Annotated in this window: 16 protein-coding genes; 7 read left to right on the forward strand and 9 right to left on the reverse strand. The window is 62.0% G+C overall.

Going from position 1 to position 16,378, the window contains the following annotated elements:
• Positions 1 to 101 precede the first annotated feature (101 nt).
• Together QMK32_RS04565 and QMK32_RS04570 are read left to right on the forward strand one after the other, a co-directional pair.
• A complete protein-coding gene (locus tag QMK32_RS04565; protein ID WP_283473967.1) occupies positions 102 to 1,124 on the forward strand; it encodes an NAD(P)-dependent alcohol dehydrogenase in 1,023 nt (340 codons plus the stop codon).
• Positions 1,121 to 2,590 carry a mannitol dehydrogenase family protein gene (locus tag QMK32_RS04570; RefSeq protein WP_283473313.1) on the forward strand — a complete coding sequence of 490 codons (1,470 nt, stop codon included), beginning with the start codon at positions 1,121 to 1,123 and terminating at the stop codon, positions 2,588 to 2,590. The genes QMK32_RS04565 and QMK32_RS04570 overlap by 4 nt, the downstream gene beginning before the upstream one ends.
• Positions 2,591 to 2,614: 24 nt before the next feature.
• On the opposite strand, the gene QMK32_RS04575 is transcribed toward QMK32_RS04570, so the two are convergent.
• On the reverse strand, positions 2,615 to 3,991 hold the full coding sequence (locus tag QMK32_RS04575) for an FGGY-family carbohydrate kinase (RefSeq protein ID WP_283473314.1): 1,377 nt from the start codon (positions 3,989 to 3,991) through the stop codon (positions 2,615 to 2,617).
• 121 nt (positions 3,992 to 4,112) lie between these two features.
• Here QMK32_RS04575 and QMK32_RS04580 point away from each other — a divergent pair, with 121 nt between their 5' ends.
• From QMK32_RS04580 to QMK32_RS04590, 3 genes are all read left to right on the forward strand, one after another.
• The gene (locus QMK32_RS04580; protein ID WP_283473315.1) at positions 4,113 to 4,763 is read left to right on the forward strand and encodes a TetR family transcriptional regulator; all 651 of its coding nucleotides are present in this window, start codon (positions 4,113 to 4,115) and stop codon (positions 4,761 to 4,763) included.
• Between the two features lie 177 nt (positions 4,764 to 4,940).
• The gene (locus QMK32_RS04585; protein WP_283473316.1) at positions 4,941 to 6,107 is read left to right on the forward strand and encodes an acyl-CoA dehydrogenase; all 1,167 of its coding nucleotides are present in this window, start codon (positions 4,941 to 4,943) and stop codon (positions 6,105 to 6,107) included.
• A gap of 5 nt (positions 6,108 to 6,112) precedes the next feature.
• Positions 6,113 to 6,958, forward strand: coding sequence for a 3-hydroxybutyryl-CoA dehydrogenase (locus QMK32_RS04590; protein ID WP_283473969.1), 846 nt, complete (start codon positions 6,113 to 6,115; stop codon positions 6,956 to 6,958).
• Positions 6,959 to 7,039: 81 nt separating this feature from the next.
• Here QMK32_RS04590 and fabG read toward each other — a convergent pair whose 3' ends face one another.
• Both fabG and QMK32_RS04600 read right to left on the reverse strand, forming a co-directional pair.
• Positions 7,040 to 7,798: a 3-oxoacyl-ACP reductase FabG gene (gene fabG, locus QMK32_RS04595; RefSeq protein WP_283473317.1), complete on the reverse strand. Its 759-nt coding sequence runs from the start codon at positions 7,796 to 7,798 to the stop codon at positions 7,040 to 7,042.
• Between the two features lie 55 nt (positions 7,799 to 7,853).
• Entirely contained in the window at positions 7,854 to 8,591 is a 738-nt protein-coding gene (locus tag QMK32_RS04600) for a lysophospholipid acyltransferase family protein (protein WP_269301628.1), read from the reverse strand.
• A 155-nt stretch (positions 8,592 to 8,746) separates the two neighbouring features.
• Here QMK32_RS04600 and QMK32_RS04605 point away from each other — a divergent pair, with 155 nt between their 5' ends.
• Positions 8,747 to 9,058, forward strand: coding sequence for a hypothetical protein (locus QMK32_RS04605; RefSeq protein WP_269301629.1), 312 nt, complete (start codon positions 8,747 to 8,749; stop codon positions 9,056 to 9,058).
• Between the two features lie 16 nt (positions 9,059 to 9,074).
• Here QMK32_RS04605 and QMK32_RS04610 read toward each other — a convergent pair whose 3' ends face one another.
• The 6 genes from QMK32_RS04610 to QMK32_RS04635 all read right to left on the reverse strand — a co-directional run bounded on the left by QMK32_RS04610 (position 9,075) and on the right by QMK32_RS04635 (position 15,098).
• On the reverse strand, positions 9,075 to 9,776 hold the full coding sequence (locus QMK32_RS04610) for a M50 family metallopeptidase (RefSeq protein ID WP_283473318.1): 702 nt from the start codon (positions 9,774 to 9,776) through the stop codon (positions 9,075 to 9,077).
• A 57-nt stretch (positions 9,777 to 9,833) separates the two neighbouring features.
• On the reverse strand, positions 9,834 to 10,790 hold the full coding sequence (locus tag QMK32_RS04615) for an acyl-ACP desaturase (protein ID WP_283473319.1): 957 nt from the start codon (positions 10,788 to 10,790) through the stop codon (positions 9,834 to 9,836).
• Between the two features lie 120 nt (positions 10,791 to 10,910).
• The gene (locus QMK32_RS04620; protein WP_283473320.1) at positions 10,911 to 11,804 is read right to left on the reverse strand and encodes an alpha/beta fold hydrolase; all 894 of its coding nucleotides are present in this window, start codon (positions 11,802 to 11,804) and stop codon (positions 10,911 to 10,913) included.
• A 190-nt stretch (positions 11,805 to 11,994) separates the two neighbouring features.
• The gene (locus QMK32_RS04625; RefSeq protein WP_283473321.1) at positions 11,995 to 14,280 is read right to left on the reverse strand and encodes a DUF2254 family protein; all 2,286 of its coding nucleotides are present in this window, start codon (positions 14,278 to 14,280) and stop codon (positions 11,995 to 11,997) included.
• 91 nt (positions 14,281 to 14,371) lie between these two features.
• Entirely contained in the window at positions 14,372 to 14,758 is a 387-nt protein-coding gene (locus QMK32_RS04630) for a GtrA family protein (protein WP_283473323.1), read from the reverse strand.
• 172 nt (positions 14,759 to 14,930) lie between these two features.
• Positions 14,931 to 15,098, reverse strand: coding sequence for a hypothetical protein (locus QMK32_RS04635; RefSeq protein ID WP_283473324.1), 168 nt, complete (start codon positions 15,096 to 15,098; stop codon positions 14,931 to 14,933).
• A gap of 101 nt (positions 15,099 to 15,199) precedes the next feature.
• On the opposite strand from QMK32_RS04635, the gene QMK32_RS04640 reads away from it, so the two are divergent.
• Entirely contained in the window at positions 15,200 to 16,027 is an 828-nt protein-coding gene (locus tag QMK32_RS04640; RefSeq protein WP_283473326.1) for a mycofactocin-coupled SDR family oxidoreductase, read from the forward strand.
• Positions 16,028 to 16,378 lie beyond the last annotated feature (351 nt).

Genomic DNA, 16,378 nt, shown 5'->3' on the forward strand with positions numbered 1-16,378 from the left:
TCATTAAGCTAACATTAAGGTGTGATCTACACAACACCTACCAAGAGCGGAGTCAGCGTGATCAGAGGAGCGGAAGCAGGGAGATCCTTGTGACTCAGTCCATGCAGGTCAGCGTCCTGAGCGGTCCGCAGGAAATCCGTCTGGAAAGCCGTCCGGTGCCCTCCCCCGCGGCGGACGAGGTTCTCGTGCAGGTCACCGCGGTCGGCGTCTGCGGTTCCGATGCTCACTATTACCGTGAAGGCCGCATCGGCGATCACGTCGTGAACGGGCCTTTGGTGCTCGGTCACGAAGCTGCTGGGGTCATCGTCGGCGTCGGTTGCTCCGTCGCCGATACGCGCATCGGGCAGCGGGTGTCGATCGAACCGCAGCGCCCGGACCCGACCAGCTCACAGTCCAGGGCGGGCCGGTACAACTTGTGCCCGTCGATGGAGTTCTTCGCCACACCGCCCATCGACGGCGCGCTGGCAGAGTACGTTCTCATCCAATCGGCGTTCGCGCACTCGGTTCCCGACGAGATTTCCGACGAGGCTGCGGCGTTGTTCGAACCGTTGTCGGTGGGGATTGCGTCGGCGCAGAAGGCCCGCATCACAGCCGGATCGAGCGTGCTGATCGCAGGCGCCGGTCCGGTAGGTCTCGTCACTGCCCAGGTGGCTCGCGCGTTCGGCGCCACCACGATCATCGTCAGCGACATTGCACCCGACCGCCGCGAGAATGCGAAGAAATTCGGCGCAACTCAGTTGATCGACCCGATGACCGAAGACGTCCGGGCTCTCGACGTCGACGCGTTCATCGATGCGTCGGGTGCGCCACGGGCAGTCGTCGACGGCATCCACGCCGTCCGTCCCGCCGGTACGGTCGTTTTGGTGGGGATGGGTGCGTCCGACTACGCGTTGCCGATCTCACTGATTCAGAATCGTGAACTGGTCCTCACTGGAGTCTTCCGCTACGCGAACACCTGGCCGATCGCTCGCGAGCTCGTACTCTCCGGCCGCGTCGATCTCGACTCGATGGTCACCGGCCGCTTCGACCTCGCACACGTCGAGGATGCGCTCAACGCCGACGCACTGCCGGGAAGCATCAAGGCAGTGGTAATACCGTCCTCGCACAAGGAGACCGACGTATGAAGCTCAATTCGCACACCCTCGCCGACTTCATCGAAGACGTCGAGGTACCCACTTACGACAGATCCGAAGTCACAGCCGGGATAGTGCACTTCGGTGTCGGCGGTTTTCACCGTGCGCACCAAGCAATGTATGTGGACCGGCTCCTCCAGCGGGGGGAAGCGTCCGAGTGGGGAATCTGCGGCGTCGGAGTGCTGCCCGGGGACCGAAAGATGAGAGAGGTCATGGAGGCGCAGAATTGCCTCTACACGCTTGCGCTCAAGCATCCCGACGGAGCGTGGGACACCCGGGTGATCGGCTCGATAATCGAATACCTCTTCGCACCCGAAGACGCAGATGCCGTCATCGAGAAGATGGCAGCCGAGAGTACCAAAATCGTCTCGCTCACCATCACCGAAGGGGGATACAACTTCTCAGCCACGACGGGTGAATTCGATACCGAGAATCCAGCGATCGCGGCGGATCTCGAGCCGGATGCGACGCCGTCGACCACGTTCGGTCTCGTCGTGGAAGCCCTTGCGCGCCGCAAAGACCGGGGAATGAAGCCGTTCACCATCATGTCCTGCGACAACATCGAGGGCAACGGCCACATCGCGGAATCGACGTTCACCACGTTTGCTCGCCTGAAGGACCCCGCTCTGGCGAAGTGGATCACCACCGAGGGGGCCTTCCCCAACTCGATGGTCGATCGAATCACCCCGGTCACCACTCCCGAAGTGATACAGGAGCTTTCGGACCGGTACGCACTCGACGACCAGTGGCCCGTCGCAGGTGAGCCGTTCACCCAGTGGGTATTCGAAGACAAGTTCACGCTCGGGCGGCCGGCGTTCGAACACGTCGGAGTTCAGGTCGTGGACGACGTCACTCCGTACGAGTTGATGAAGCTCCGCCTACTCAACGCGAGCCATCAGGCGCTGTGCTATTTCGGGTACCTCAGCGGATACCGACTGGTGCACGAGGTTGCACAGGACTCGTTGTTCGCCGAGTTCTTATTGGCGTACATGGACGACGAGGCCACCCCCACACTCCAGGCGGTTCCCGGTATCGACCTCGACGAGTACAAGAAGACCTTGATCGAACGCTTCTCCAACCCGGAGATCCGCGACACCGTCGCACGCCTGTGCGCCGAGTCCTCGGACCGCATCCCCAAGTGGCTGTTGCCCGTCATCCGCACGAACCTCGACACCGGCGGACCGATCACGTTGGCTACCGCCGTGGTCGCGAGCTGGGCGCGGTACGCCGAGGGCATCGACGAACAGGGTCAGCCGATCGACATCATCGACCAACTGAAGGATTCGCTCGTACCACTCGCGCTCGAGCAGAAGGACGACCCGACCGCCTTCATCGCAAACCGAGCGGTGTTCGGCGATCTCATCGACAACGAGCGATTCGTAGCGGAGTACACCAAGGCGCTCGCCTCGCTCCACGAGAACGGGGCGCGGGCGACGTTGGAGGGACTCCGTAACTGAGAGAACACAACTAAGAGGCCGCCGCTAGCCTCGCATTTCGGCGTACCGCTCACGGACTGCCAGATCCGGGTCGGCCTCGTAGGTACGCACGGGCGCCGATGCCCAGCGCGGTGGCTCGGGCGTGCCCGCCAGCGCCCACGCTGCTTGGCGTGCCGCACCGTCGGCAACGTATTCTCCGGCCTCGGGGACGACGACGGGTACGCCGAAGATCGCCGGGGCCAACTCGCGCAACGCCGCAGATTTGGCCCCGCCACCGATCAGCAGAACGCGACGGGTCTCGATTCCTGCTGCACGCAGCGCGTCGATCCCGTCCGCCAGTCCGCAGAGCAGTCCCTCCACTGCCGCGCGGGCAAGGTGCCCCGGCGTCGAATTACTCAGTCTCAAACCATGAATGGCGCCCGATGCATCCGGCCGATTCGGTGTCCGCTCACCTTCGAAATAGGGAATCAACACCAGACCCTCGCTTCGAGTCGACAAAGCCAACCTGGACAGTTCGGCGTGGTCGACGCCCAACAACGACGCTGTAGCGTCGAGCACACGGGCTGCGTTGAGGGTGCACACGAGCGGTAATTGCCGGCCGGTAGCGTCCGCGAATCCGGCGATGATGCCCGAGGCATCTGCAGCAGCAACGTCCGTGACGGCCGACACGACACCCGAGGTACCGACCGAGACGACGACATCACTGACACCGACGCCGAGACCCAGTGCGGCAGCGGCATTGTCTCCGGTTCCCGGCGCGATCACTGCTCCCGACGACGTGACACCGATTCGCTCCGAGGGTCCCGCAACGCGAGGAAGCCGAGGCTTCCGTCCGCGCATGGCCTGTTCCAGTAAATCCTCGCGATAGTCGTCGGTGGCGGCGGAGTAGTAGCCGGTGCCGCTCGCATCGCCGCGATCGGTCGCCAGTGAATCGAATCCGGCCGCACCACCGAGATGCCAACTCAACCAATCGTGTGGAAGACACACCGCTGCGGTTCGATCGGCATTGCCGGGTTCGTTGTCTGCAAGCCACCGCAACTTGGCGACGGTGATCGCCGCCAGCGGCACGACGCCGACCGCGTCGACCCATGCCTTGCCACCACCGCGTTCGTTCACCAGATCCTGACCGGAGGATGCCGAGCGGGTGTCGTTCCACAACAACGCCGGGCGAACGACACTCCCGGCATCGTCGAGGCAGATCATGCCGTGTTGCTGCGCGCCGACGGCGACCGCATCCACGTCGTCGAGACCTCCGGCGTCGGCGATGGCAGTGTCGAGTGCAGATTTCCACAGCGCCGGGTCGATCTCGGTGCCGTCGGGGTGACTTGCCCACCCGCTGCGGACGAGATCGCCCGAATCAGCATCGCGGACAAACACTTTGCACGACTGGGTGGAGGAGTCTATTCCTGCGACGAGAGCCAAGATGGCCGCCTTTCCTGTACACCGAGAGCGTACGAACGACACTACCGTGGCGCCGATCGTCAACCCGGGTGCAACGCGATCGGTAGCAGCAGCGGAAGAATCTCGACTACGTTCTTGGACTATGCGAGACTCCGAGGATTCCGATGCCTTCCGCCTTTCGGTGGCGAAGGCGGCACTCGATCTGTTCGCAGTGCAGGGATACGAGGCCACCTCCGTCGACGACATCGCCGAAGCATCGGGCATTTCGCGTCGGACGTTCTTTCGTCAGTTTCGCGGCAAGGACGACGTCATCTTCGCCGACCACGAAATACTGCTCGAACAGACCGCAGCGTTTCTCGGCCGGCCGCACCCGGACCCCTGGACTGCCGTGTGCGATGCGGCCCAGCTGGTATTCGAACGGTTCTCCGGGTGGAAAGAGCAGTCACGACTTCGCTACCAGGTGGTCCACGAGAACCCTGCGCTACGGGATCGCGAGATCGTGACTGTCTTTCGCTACGACAGGCTGTTCGTCGACTACCTGCGCGCGGCGTTACCCGAGCATTCACACCTGGAGATTCTCCAGTTTTCGGCATCGATCACAGCCACCCACAACTACATCTTGAGACGGATGATCCGCGACGGTATTCCGACCACCAGCAGTGACCTGCAGGAAGCACTCCATAAGGTCAGAGCCGGATTCGATACGAGCGCGGACCAGATCGTCGTTGCAGTCTTTCCCCGAGGCACCTCGCGTGCGGCTGTCGTCGAGGCGCTGGCGGAGCATACGAAGTGACTCCCCCTTGCGCTTGAATGTGCTGTTCAAGACATCTGATCGTATGAATGGACCATTGAAGCGGTTACGGGCGCGCGTTTGGCACCGAGTGCCATCAGGGGGTTGATGGTCGCCCACAGGTGGCGTAGACTGGACAAATCCGTGGCACTGAGTGCCCTAAAGTCAAGCCCTAGGAGTGTGGCACCCATGGCCGGTAATCCTGATTTCGATTTGTTTCAACTTCCCGCCGAGCACGACGAACTGCGCGCGGCAATTCGCGCCCTTTCAGAGAAGGAGATCGCTCCGTACGCCAAAGCGGTGGACGAGGACGCGCGCTTCCCGGACGAGGCGCTGACCGCGCTCAACAACTCCGGCTTCAATGCAATCCACGTACCCGAGGCGTACGACGGCCAGGGTGCCGACTCCATTGCGACCTGCATCGTCATCGAAGAGGTTGCCCGCGTCTGCGGTTCTTCCTCGCTGATCCCCGCGGTCAACAAGCTCGGCACCATGGGCCTGATTCTCAAGGGCTCCGAGGAGCTCAAGAAGCAGGTCCTCCCCTCGCTCGCAGGTGGCGCAATGGCGTCGTATGCACTGTCCGAGCGTGAGGCCGGTTCGGATGCAGCCGGCATGAAGACCCGCGCAAAGGCCGACGGCGACGGGTGGATACTCAACGGCTCCAAGTGTTGGATCACCAACGGTGGCAGGTCCGATTGGTACACCGTCATGGCCGTCACGGACCCTGACAAGGGCGCGAACGGTATCTCATCGTTCATCGTGCACAAGGACGACGAGGGATTCGTCGTCGGACCGAAGGAAAAGAAGCTCGGCATCAAGGGCTCGCCGACGGCTGAGCTGTACTTCGAGAACTGCAAGATTCCCGGGGATCGCATCATCGGTGATCCAGGTACCGGCTTCAAGACAGCCCTGGAAACCCTCGACCACACCCGCCCCACCATCGGTGCGCAGGCTGTCGGTCTGGCGCAGGGTGCACTCGACGCAGCCATCGCATACACCAAGGATCGCAAGCAGTTCGGTCAGTCGATCAGCAGCTTCCAGGCCGTGCAGTTCATGCTCGCCGACATGGCGATGAAGGTCGAAGCAGCTCGTCTGATGGTCTACTCGTCCGCGGCTCGGGCCGAGCGCGGTGAAAAGAATCTCGGTTTCATCTCCGCTGCGGCGAAGTGCTTCGCCTCCGATGTTGCCATGGAGGTGACTACCGACGCTGTGCAGCTCTTCGGCGGCGCCGGATACACCACCGACTTCCCGGTCGAGCGGATGATGCGTGACGCCAAGATCACGCAGATCTACGAGGGCACCAACCAGATTCAGCGCGTCGTGATGTCCCGGGCGCTGCTCAAATGAGCAGCATCGAATTGGTAGGCGTCATCGGGGGCGGCACGATGGGCGCCGGCATCGCCGAAGTATGTGCTCGCGCAGGCAGCTCCGTCGTCGTGCTGGAAACGAACCAGGCCGCGGCAGATGCGGCGGAAGCTCGCCTCGACAAGTCGTTCGCCCGCGCCGTGAAGTCCGGCCGTATCGAAGCCGACGCAGCGGAGAAGGCCCGCGCTGCAATCACACTGACACTCGACATCGACGACTTCGCCGATCGCGATCTCGTGGTCGAGGCAGCGCCGGAGATCGAGTCGCTGAAGCTGGATTTGTTCGGGAAACTGGATTCGATCGTGAAGCCGAGCGGGATATTGGCGACGAACACTTCGTCGATACCCGTCATCAAGATGGCCAATGCGACACAGCGACCGGACAAGGTCGTCGGAGTTCACTTCTTCAACCCGGTGCCGGTGCTACCACTGGTAGAGATCGTCGTCAGCCTCGTCACCAGCGAGGAGACGGTCGCAACCGTCACCGACTTCGCCTCGAACACGCTCGGCAAGAAGACGATTCGCTCCGGTGACCGCGCCGGGTTCATCGTCAACGCGCTCTTGATCCCGTTCCTGGTGTCCGCGATTCGAATGCTCGAGTCCGGTTTCGCCACGGCCGAGGATATCGACGAAGGCATGGTCAACGGATGCGCGCACCCCATGGGTCCGTTGCGTCTGGCAGACACCGTCGGCCTCGATGTGACGCTCGCCGTCGCGGAGTCTCTGTACGCGGAGTTCCGTGAGCCGCACTATGCGCCGCCGCCACTGTTGCAGCGCATGGTGGACGCCGGAATGCTCGGACGCAAGAGCGGTAAGGGCTTCTACACTTACTAAGCCCATATCGACAGAAATGGGCCATCGCAGCAGGCTGCGGTGGCCCATTCGCGTGCCCGGGGGGCAGATCCCCGACCGACTTCAGTCTTTCGGACCACCTGCGGCATAGACGATCTGGCCGGAGATGAAGCCCGCCCCTTCACTGACGAAGAAGGACGCGAGGTGCGCGATATCGTCCGGATTTCCGACGCGATTGACCGGAATCTGTGATGCTGCAGCGGCTTTGAAGTCCTCGAATGGGACGCCGACGCGTGCGGCTGTCGCGGCGGTCATTTCGGTTTCGATGAACCCGGGGGCGATGGCGTTGGCGGTGACGCCGAATTTGCCGAGCTCGATGGCCAGTGTCTTGGTGAAGCCCTGCATGCCTGCCTTGGCCGCCGAGTAGTTGGCCTGGCCACGGTTGCCGAGTGCGGAGGTGCTCGACAGGTTGACGATGCGACCCCATTTGGCGTCGATCATGTGCTTCTGGATCGCGCGGGTCATCAGGAAGGATCCGCGTAGGTGAACCCCGAGTACGGAGTCCCAATCTTCGACGGTCATCTTGAACAAAAGATTGTCCCGGGTGATACCGGCATTGTTGATGAGCACGGTCGGCGCACCGAATTCGTTGGCGATCCGGTCGACGGCCGTCTTCACAGACTCTTCGTCTGCCACGTTGGCACCGATTGCGACGGCCTGACCGCCGGCGGCTTGGATGGCACCGACGGTGTCCGCACAGGAATCCTCGTCGAGGTCGACGACTGCGACCCCAAATCCGTCCTTGGCCAGGCGCTTGGCTACTGCAGCGCCGATTCCGCGAGCACTTCCCGTTACGACGGCTGTCTTGATCTGATCGCTCACGTGCATCTCCTATGGTCGGGATCTTTGTACTGTTCTGTTGCCATCGAGCTACTGCTCAGTACGCTGCGACCGCTCCGTCGACGGCTTTCTGCAATCCGGCAGCGACGACGCGCGCGATCTCGATCGGCTTGTCCGGCAGTTCGGTTATCGGCTCGTCGATGTAGATGCTCGCAGATTTGAGCTTCGACGAGCCGGGTCCGTAACTGAGGCCGATGCAGATCAGGACCGGCGCGACGCCGAGCTTGCGGGCCCGTGCCGCGATGTGGCCGATTCCGCTGCCGACGTGTTGAACCTGGGTGGCGTCTTCGAGGTTGCAGGTGCCTTCGGGGAACACGGCAAGGTCGTCGCCGCGTCGCATTCGCTCGGCACTGACGTCCATCATCCGACTGCCTGCTGCGCTGACTGCGCGAAGCCCGTGGTTCTTTCCACGGAACACCGGGATGCCACCCATCATGTCGATTCGCTTGCGCTGCTTCGATTCCTGAAAGAGCTCGTCCTTCGCGAGAACACGAGTGCGCCCGATCCCGGGTCGCAGAGGACTGGCCCACGCGGCGGCAGCGAGGGTGTACGGGTCGCTCTCGGTCAGATGGTTGACGGCAATGATGAACCGCGTGTCGTCGTAGACGAGCCTACGAATTTCTTCACGCGCGCCAGCAGGGTAGCTGACCCGCGGCTTGAACCGTCGGGCCAGCGTGGCGTACGCGATCCTGGCCACCTGCCGGTTCTGCTGATGCTCGAGGTAGAAGTCGTAGACAGCGTCGTCGTTAGCGAGAATTACTGCGGGTCGATCCATTGATTCAGCTTACCTAGCCAAATAGCGGAAGCTCTGAAAATCCCGCCGCGAAACTCGGGATACGTCCCGCGTGTGAACCTCTACCGAGCGGGTATACCGCAACACAAGTCCGACGCTTTTAGGAGCCGTCACGGACTGCTGAAAGGACGGAAGTCATGGCCGAAGACAAGAAGGACCACGGACCGCGCTGGATCAAGACTGCTGAGAACCGAATCGGAGTCATCATGATGATGGCCGGTGTCGTGGCTGCAGGTTTGCTCCTCACCGCGTTGGGCGGCGGCTTCAGCGGGTGGGCCTGGATCGCCGGGGCGGCGACGATCGTGCTGATCGGTGGAGGCTTTCTTTCCCTGCGTGCGGGCGCTCTGCGAAAGGGAGAAACTGGTCCCATCCTGTATCACCCCGACTCCCCGGATGTCGTCTTGGACATCGACCGCGAAACAGGGAATCGCTCACCGCATCACGATTGAGCGACACGTCTGCGACCTACACAGGGCGCAGGATCCACCACCCGCCGAGTACGAGGCATCCGACCGTCACGACGAAAAACAGTCCGACCCAGACTATTCCGGGCAGAAATGTCAGTCGGGCCAGTTGATCGGCGTCGGAGTCCCGCGCTCGTCCTCGGCTACGTGAGCGTTGAAGTTCGAGTACCGGCCGAGGGCCTGCGACGAGCAGGAACAGTGTGATGAAGTACGCCGCGGCTACTTGCTGTTCACCGGTCCCCCACCACGACACCGTGAACAGCAGTGCCCCGAACACTACGAGCGAGATGAACCCGAACACGTTGCGAACCATGATGAGCATCAGTGCAATTGCGATGACACCGATCCACAACACGGCAATCGCGTGCTGCGTGCCGAGAATCCAGGCAGCACCGAGCCCGATCAGCGACGGCCCGACATAACCAGCGAACGTCATCGCGATCACCCCGAGGCCGGTCGGTTTGCCTGAAGAAATGGCTACGCCCGAGGTATCGGAATGCAATCGAACACCCATCAACCTGCGGCCGGTCAGAAAAGCCACGAGTAGATGAGCGAATTCGTGGAAGATCGTCACCACGTTGCGGGCAATGCGCCATGTCTGCGGAACAAGGACGATGAGCACGGCTACGAGCGCTGCGATCTGCACGATCCAGGCCGGCGGAGTTGGACTGACCGCGCTGATGCGGTCCCAGAATTCGGTCACTGTTCATTATGGCGGCTGCCGTCGGCGCCATCCGCCCCTAGGTCTCGACGGGGAGATCTAGGACGCCTTCCGCTCCGCTTTGGCGGCTTCGCGTGCGAGGGAACGATCACGCATTTCTTCGAACTTGGTGGCCTGACGCTCGAGGTCTTCGAGGAACACGGCCAATTCTTCACGCTTGGCCTCCCCGACGCCGGTGAAGTCCTCACGTTCGAAGATCTGCCACTTCCGCAGGACCGGCCACACCACGTCCTCGAGGTGCTGACGCAGATCGTAGATACCGTGCTTGGCCATCAACACACCGTTGCGGCGGAAGTTCGGCATCCCGGCACCGGGCATCTGGAAGTTCATCACGATATGCGAGATCGCTTCCAACGTCTGATCCGGCGCGATGTCGAGGGCTGCAGCGGTGACGTTGCGGTAGAACATCATGTGCAGGTTCTCATCCGCCGCGATGCGCTGGAGCATCCGGTCGGCGATCGGGTCGTCGCACACCTTGCCGGTGTTGCGATGCGAGACGCGCGTGGCGAGTTCCTGGAAGGTGACATACGAGACCGAATGCAACAGTCCGGTCTGTGCGCCCGCCGGTGAGGCGAAACCGTTGGTCATGTGAATCATCCGGGCCTGCTCGAGCGCGACCGGATCGACACCGCGGGTGACCACCAGGTAGTCGCGCATGACGATGCCGTGCCGGTTCTCCTCGGCGGTCCACCGTCCCACCCAGGTGCCCCAGGCGCCGTCCTGCGAAAAGTTTTCGGCGATCTCGCGGTGGTACGAGGGCAGATTGTCCTCGGTGAGCAGGTTGGTGATCATCGCTGCTCGCGCTACCTCGGAGAGGTCGCTTTGCTCCGGGTCGTAATCCACCCCACCGAGTGCAGCGAAGTTGCGGCCTTCGTCCCACGGCACGTAATCGTGCGGGTGCCACTCCTTCGCCATCGACATGTGGCGGTTCACGTTGTCTTCCGCAACAGGAACCAGCTCGTGTAGCAGCTCCAGCTGTGTCAGATCCCTCGCCATCACATTGCCTCCTCTAGTGAAAACTACCTATGTGAGGGTAGGTCGGTTTCCCACCGGCGAGGACGTTCACGCGAGACTCTGTTAGATGTGGCAACCCCCGCTCATCACACTTGGGCGCCCTCACATGTGCTGGGCGCCGGCCACCTGAGCCCTGGAGTGGTCCCAATCTGCAAGCAAGGTGAGCAGGCCCGACACCAACGGCAACGGCTGATCCAGCATGACGTGATGTCCGGCCAGCGGAATCTCGATCACCGGCGCCGATCTGCCGAACATTTCGTACATGTCCGACGCTATGTCCTGGGTGACCATGCCGCGTTCGGCGCGGAACAACGCAGCCCGGCAACGAACCGATCGAAGCAGCTCCGGTGACGGGCGGGCGCTGCCGAACATGCTCGGATCGAACTTCCACGACCATCCTCCGTCGACCTCTCGCACCGACCCGCGGGCAACGTGGTCCATCACGTACGGCAACGAGTCGGCTTGGTCGGGAACGGTGCGGAAGCGCGCCAAGGCTTCGTCCAAAGCGGCATAGACCTTCAGTGGTCCGAACGCTCGTTTGTCGCGCGCTGCGGTCTGCTCGGGCGAGGGAGATCTGAGCGGGGTGTCGATGACGGCGACGCCCGCAATTCTGGCGTCGCCCTTCGCGGCGTCCATGCAGACCCAACCGCCCATACTGTGCCCGATCAACACCGGGGGGTGGATGAAGTTCGACGCTTCCGCCACCGCGAGAACTTCGGCAGACCAGTACTCGACTTTGTAATCTTCACGCCATGCCGAGTCGCCGTGGCCGGAAAGATCGAGCGCAACGACGCGATGGCCGCGCGCAAGAAATGGTGCGACGTGATCCCACCATCCCGAGTGCGCAGCACCGCCGTGGACGAGAACGACGCCGGGAAGATCTTCCTCACCCCACGAGCGGACATGGATCGAGGCGCCGAGCACCTCGATGTCGCTTTCGACCGGCTTGACCGCCACCGCATCCGAGAACCACTGCGGTGCATCGACATTCGTCATCGCGCAAGTCCGGCTTCCAGTGGGAACGTCAACGGTTCCGGGGGGCGTTGACGGAAGCGGCTACTCATTCGAGGGACTCTCCTTTTGCTGGACACACTTTCGGACTGCCGATTCGGCGCGATTTCCTCGGTCGAGACCCTCGGTCTTGCACGAAACAGCGCCGTCATCACGAATGCAAGTTTTGCATAACCTAGTTTCCAGGCTTTTCTCCCGCTGAGGATTTGTCCGTTTCAGCGGTCGGCACACCCAGAACCAGCGGATGTGTTCGTCCTGCCGAACCATTTTCGGAACCGAGCCCCTGAGGATCGGCGACGGATGCCAGCGCGATATCGAGTTCACCGGTCCATTCGCGCGCGATCTGAGTATCCAGGGCGTGCACACGTGCCACCAGGGGGGCATGTTGCTCGACTGGGCAGTAACCGAGCAGGGTGTTCAACAACGAGCGGAGTCGACGCTGCACTTGAGTGGAGTTGGTGCTGAAGTGCCGGATCTCGTCGGTCGAGATAGCCACGTAATCGGCCCAGGTTCGGGTTGTTCCACGTATCCGTGTCGACACCGAGTCCGACGCTTCCAGTCGAACTCTCGGCGCCAACGTCAAGAGCAGGTCTTCGAGATGGTCGATTGCCTGCACGGCCCTGCCTGGGTCGTTGATCGCGGGTGAGAGCGCTTTGAGTGCGATGTCGACGATTGCCTGCAGCCCGGCAGCCGGACTGACCGTCGGACTATGCGTGTCACCGAATATCAGGCACGCCATCAACTGGTGTGGGCGCACCCGCAATTGCGGACCGTTCACCTCGAACAGCGCAGCGTCCTGCGCGACGAACTCGCCGACATAGGGCAGCACCTCGATAGTGACTCCCCATACCGCGGCAAGTCGCTCGATACCGGCGAGATTGACTGCCAACAGAATTCGACCGTCAGGAGAGAGTTGCCGGAGTCGAACCGTGGTCGAGCTACCCAGCGGCTCGAACTTGTACGGATCTCTCCACGCTGTGAGGGGCGGTGTCGTCAGAACCGGAGCAGCGGAGACGACTTCCCTCCGCCCTTGCTCCATCTTTTCCGTGAATCCCGGATAGGTTCGCACAATGGACGAGCGGCTCTGTGCCGCGATCCAGCGCAGCAACCGCGAGGAATTGAGCACCATCCCCACGCGCGCCACCAGCGCGATGAAAAGAAACGCACTCACGAATGCCAACAGTATGGCAATGGACGTCGACAGAACGGGTGCCGTCGACTCGCCGGACAACGCCAGATCCGAGGCGATGACGACTGCGACGACGAACGTGGACAGGAACATCCCGATCGACCATCGCATGATGGCTTCCTGTTGCAGCATCGGCACCACACGTACCGAAATCTGCGAGGCACCGAACTGCATGGCCAGGGTGATGGCAGTGAACACCAGGCCGGTGAGCGTGATCATGCCGCCGGCGATGACGGCGAGCAACGTGGCTGTGGCTCCGATATCGAATGTCGATTCGATGCCGGCCGCAGAATCGGTGTCACCGACTTCGCCGTCCAGGTCCACGAGAAGGGCCGCCAACACGATCGACAACGACACCAACGTCATCGGTAGCCGCCAAGTCGGTGTCCTCCGCAAGCGGCGCCGAGTGTGATTCCACCGTATTGCTGTCAGGAGTCGATTGGGAACATTGGTCACCCGCACTGGCTGATCCGTCACCGTCGCCGCAGCAGTCGGCGCGGCCGTCTCGATCGGTATACCGAAGCGTCCTGACAGCGCCTCCTGAACGACGATCTTCGCCCGAATGACCGGTTCACGGAACCGCTTCTCGCGGGTGAACGCCTTCGCTCGTTTTCCTGGCTTGTCGGCGTATCGCCATCGATCCCACGGTGACAACGGTCGACCGAGCCGGATGGCACCGACGATGAGGAGCGGGGTGAAGAACAGGCCGACCAATCCCGTCCACAGCTTGCCCTTGAGCAGGGTGATTGCCGCGAGCCCAAGCTGAAGTGCCAACCCGAAGAGGATCAGGGCAAGCGTGATCAGCGATCGATCCTGCTGATAGACGTCGAAGTCTCCGGTGAATCCGATGGGGTGAACGCCGAGAAGATAGAGACCGGAGATCGCGACGGCCACGAAGACCGCGTCGATCGAGGACCGACCTTCTTCCGCCCAGTAAACGTCACGAAGATGCAGGATCAGTGCGAACTCGTCGAGCATCAACGCACTTCCAATGCCGAAGACGCTCGCGAGAATGCAGTTGGCAACGGGGGTCTGGTAGTTCGCGATGGCCACCAGTGCGAACCCTGAGATGAGGACCATGACCAGGCCGAACATCACATGGTGAATATGCATGCCACCTGGTGTGACATTGCCGGGCCACCAAGACACCTCGGCCCTGATCATCCGGACGCTGAACCGAATGAAGAGGAATGCCAGCAGGAACGACACCAGGAGAAAGAACAAGGGGAGACGTCCGTTGTCCACGACCGTCTCGGTGAACCATGTTCCCATCGCGACCTCCTCGCTCGATCGAGCGAGGCCAGCCTATCCCTGCATGGGCACTCTGTATGTTGTATCGACGCTGGGCGGACTCACCAGGCGGTCAGAAAACCCATCCGCGAAGTGCGATGAACCGGAGCGCCCCGGTAGCGGCGCTCACCGCGATGACGGCGACGACCTGCACGATCCACGATGAGCCGGGAAAAACGATATGGACTACGGCGAGGGCTGCGGTGCCGAGAGCTAAACCGGCAAGGGCGAGTCCACCCGCCTCCCACTGAGTCTGTAACCAACCGACCCGCTGCGTCGCATGAAAGGTATGCCGCCGATGGAGTTCATTGGCCAGAACTGTGCTCGCCGCAATTCCGGCGATATTTGCGACAAAAGCGCCGAGAGAGGTCAACGCGAGGAACAGTCCGATGTAGACGACGTTGCTCGACGCACCCACGAAGACGAATCTGACGAATTGCGCAGGCGCCGACTCACCCATGAAACGTGCCTTCATCTCTGTGGCACAAGTTCTCGGCCGCGTGTCCAGCGTGCTGCTCACGTCATCGTCTCCAGTTTTCGGCGTCCTGGACCGAATACAGTCCTTCTCGCTCCAACAGCGGGCGCGCGAGATTCAAGGCCCAACTATGAGCCAAGTCACCCGCACTGTCCGGCTAGGACGCGGTATCGCTCTTCTTCTTGATGCGCGAGCGACGTTCGAGATCGAAATTCATCAGGTCCGGCTTGATCGATGCCACGAACAACATGACACAACCGAAGACCACGAGAACGATCGTCAGAACGACAACGACGATTCCTATGAACGCACCGATACTTTCCATAACTGCCCTACCTCCCGTGTTGCCCCTTACCGTACTGGGCTCACTCGGCGTCGGTCGAATCCACCCCGCACCGAGTACCGGAAGTTGTACTGTCCGAAGCCATGATCACATCGACCGAACATCAACCACGACGCTTCGAGGGAAAGGTTGCGTTCATTACCGGTGCTGCCCGCGGTCAGGGAAGGGCCGAAGCGATAAGGCTGGCATCGGAGGGCGCCGACATCATTGCGGTCGACATCTGCGGCGAGTTCGAGTCGACGTTCTACGACGGGTCCACCGCCGAGAACCTGCAGGAGACGGTCGCTGCGGTCGAAGCGCTCGATCGCCGGATCGTTGCCACCCAGGCCGACACCCGAGACTTCGCCGCCTTGTCGGCCGCATTGAACGACGGGGTCGCCCAGCTCGGCAGGCTCGACGTCGTCATCGCCAATGCCGGCATCTGTGCGGCAGGAATGTCGTGGGAAATCACCCCGGAACAATGGAAAGAGACGATCGACGTCAACCTCACCGGCACCTTCTTCACGGCGAAGGCTGCGATTCCGATCTTGCTCGATCAGGGGACGGGCGGATCGATCGTCATGACCAGCTCGGTCGCAGGGCTGAAGGGCCTGCCGTTTCTCGCGCACTACACAGCGAGCAAGCACGGCATCGTCGGGCTGTGCCGGACGATGGCCAACGAGCTCGGACAGTTCGGTATCCGTGTCAACACGATTCATCCGCACGGCGTCGCGACCGGCATGCAACCCGGCGACATGATGGCGCTGATCGAGAAGTACGCCTCACTCGGACCGATTTTCATGGGTTCGTTGCCCGACCCGATCAGCGAACCGGAGGACATCGCGGCCGCCGTTGCGTGGCTCGCCTCGGACGAAGCGCGACACGTCACCGGCATTCAGTTGCCGTTGGATCTCGGAGTGCTCACGCGCTGAGGCGGGCTGACCGACCTCGAAATCCATTCCCAGGTATGTGATGGAAGGGACCTCTCTCCCCCCGCGTTAGTGCGGGGGGAGAGATGAACCGTGCTCCCGTTTGACCCGAATGCCCGAATCCGGCACTGTCGACCACAGTCGTCGTGTGGTCGACGCGAACAAGGACAGAATCGGGTCGACACGATGGCGCAGAGCTTCGGCAGATACAGCCACCAGTACGAACGGGAACGCCCAAGGGACGCCCGGTGCATAGTGTGCGGAGCGGGCGAAGACTCACACGACAAGCGAGTCGAGACGACGGACCGAGTGGTCGAAGTCGAGGTCGCCCGAGTTGCAGACCACACGATCGAG

Source organism: Rhodococcus sp. H29-C3, assembly GCF_030063405.1.
Lineage (GTDB): Bacteria > Actinomycetota > Actinomycetes > Mycobacteriales > Mycobacteriaceae > Rhodococcoides.